1 protein-coding gene is annotated in these 2,447 nt (G+C 48.1%); it reads right to left on the bottom strand.

The window, feature by feature from the left end; all coding sequences use genetic code 11:
- Positions 1-2,447: SprB repeat-containing protein (locus CLV59_RS28715; protein ID WP_211324048.1), on the bottom strand; the 2,447-nt coding region annotated here is incomplete at both ends.

The raw sequence follows: 2,447 nt of genomic DNA, 5'->3' as shown, positions 1-2,447 counted from the left end.
AAGCATTTTACCATGTCTGGTGTAACGGTCAGGGTTAAACGGGATGGCTCCGCAATAGTAGCGGTGAATTGTTGGTTACAACCTTGCGCATCGGTTACTTTCAGCTGATAGGTACCTGCCTGTAGTTGGTTAAACTGCGGCGTGCTCTGAGTAGTGGTATTCAGCGTGTATGCATATGGGATAGTACCGCCGCCAGCAGTTAAACTGATACTTCCGTTGCCATTACCATAACAGTCAATATCCTTAACAGTGGCTACCTGTGCTACCAGTGGCTGCGGCTCGGTAAGCACTACAGGCAGATTGCTGGTACAACCTTGTTTATCTGTGATGATGATATTGTAATTACCAGCAGTCAGTTGAGTAAACGTACCGGTTGACTGGTTGTTGCCGCCAATAGCAAAAGTATATCCTGGCGTACCGCCACTCACCGTCATATCAATCATACCATTACTCAGTCCGTTACAACTAATGTTTTGGGTACTCAACAGCTGCGGTTGCAGGGCTGTAGGCTGATTTACGGCAGCCGACAACTGGATCTGGCAGGTATAAGGTACGTCGCGTACTACTACATTGTAGGTTTGGCCGCCAGCTATGTTATTGAAGACTGGGGAAGACTGCCAGGTCCCGCCATTCAGTGAGTATTCATAAGCTCCCGTTCCACCCGTAACACCTGAGATCACCACCTTACCATCGGCTTTACCGAAGCAGGTGGCATCTGTGGCAGCAATGTTGCCATGAATAGATACCGGACCGTATGGAGAGATTCCCTGGTTGATCGTACAACCAGCGGCATCACGTACATATACGATGTAGTCGCCGTTGTTTAAATTGGAGAATACATTCGTATTAACGTAGTTACTATTATCCAGGCTATATTGATAAGGCATTTTTCCTCCTTGAGCCAGGGTTACTGTAATGCTGCCCTTATCTGCGCAGGTGGCAGGTGGGTTACTGCTCAATGCCATGGCTAATGGCGCATACAGTTCCACGATCGGAATCGTAAAGCTGGCAGTACAGTTATTGGCATCTTTGATCACCAGCGGATAATTCTTCTTGCCCAGATTGATCCAGGAAGGATTGGTCTGGAAACTGCCGCCATCCAGCTGATAGCTGTAACCGCCAGCTCCGCCTGTACCTTGCAGTTGCAAGGCTCCGGTCTGATCGCCTGCACATAAGATATCTGTTTTGCTGATGATGCTGTAGTTGAGCGCACTAAATGCTGTTACCGTCGCAGGGATGCTGGCTGTACACTGGTTGGCATCTTTTACTGTAATGGTATAAGTGCCTGCGGTTAATCCGTTGAAAACATTACTTGTCGTGTAGCCGCCGCCGTTAATCGCATAACTATAAGGCCCTACGCCTCCTGCTCCGGCTACCGTTACCCCTCCATTATTGCCGCCGTTGCAGGTCACCTTACGTTCGTCCGTGATCGTTAGACTGACAACGGTAGGTTCAGTAATAGTAACCGTACTGGATTGCTGACAACCATTTTTATCCTGTACAATGATTTTATGATCCCCTGCGGATACCGGGAAGTTGGCCACAGATTGGAAGCTGCCATTATCAAGGGCATAGTTATAAGGTGTTGTACCACCGTTTGCCTGAATCGTAATACCGCCGCTGCTGCCGCCATTACACAGCACAGGAGTGGAAGTAGTGGAGAAAGTTAAAACCGTTGGTTGAGAGACCGTAGTGGTGGCACTCGTTTTACAGCCTTTGGTATCCTTGGCATAAATCGTATAGTCGTTAGCGGTAAGACTACCGAAAGTCTGGCTACCGGAATAGCTGATATCATCTTTACTGAAAGTATATCCGCCATTGCCGCCTCCTACATTGGTAACACTGATGCTACCATTAGATTGACCATAGCACAAAACAGGACTGGCACTGATAGCTAAGGACATGGCGTTAGGCTGAATAATATTCACAGCAGGCAAGTGTACTTCACAACCATTATCGTCCTGGGCTTTGACTGTATAGCTACCAGCAGGCAGATTATTGAAAACGCCCGTGGTATTGGCGATGGTAGGTGCTGTACTTAAGAAGAAACGCACATTACCGGAACCGCCGCTGGCGGCTACGGAGAAGCTACCGTCTGAGAGGCCGTTACAGCTCACTGGCACAACAGTCCCTGTCTGGCTGATTTGAAGTTGACTCGGAGTATTGATCTTTACATTATTCTGAAAACCGGAACAGCCTTTGCCGTCTTTTATATATACGGTATAAGTGCCTGCCGGCAATTGATCGATGAGGGTATTGCTCGTCCAGCTTGTATTATCAGTACTATAGCTATAATTACCGTCGCCATTAGCGCCTTGCAGGGAAATAATCTGGCCAGTGGGGGTATTATAACAAAGTACATCGCGGGTTTGCAGACTAACGCTAACGGCTAGAGGAGGCTCGCCCACTACGGCTGTTTGAGCAGATGAACTACATTCATTAACGTC

Origin of the sequence: Chitinophaga dinghuensis, assembly GCF_003259435.1 — a bacterium.
GTDB lineage: Bacteria > Bacteroidota > Bacteroidia > Chitinophagales > Chitinophagaceae > Chitinophaga > Chitinophaga dinghuensis.
The sequence above is the reverse complement of the archived record's forward strand: the minus strand, read 5'-3'. Positions and strand labels throughout refer to the sequence as shown.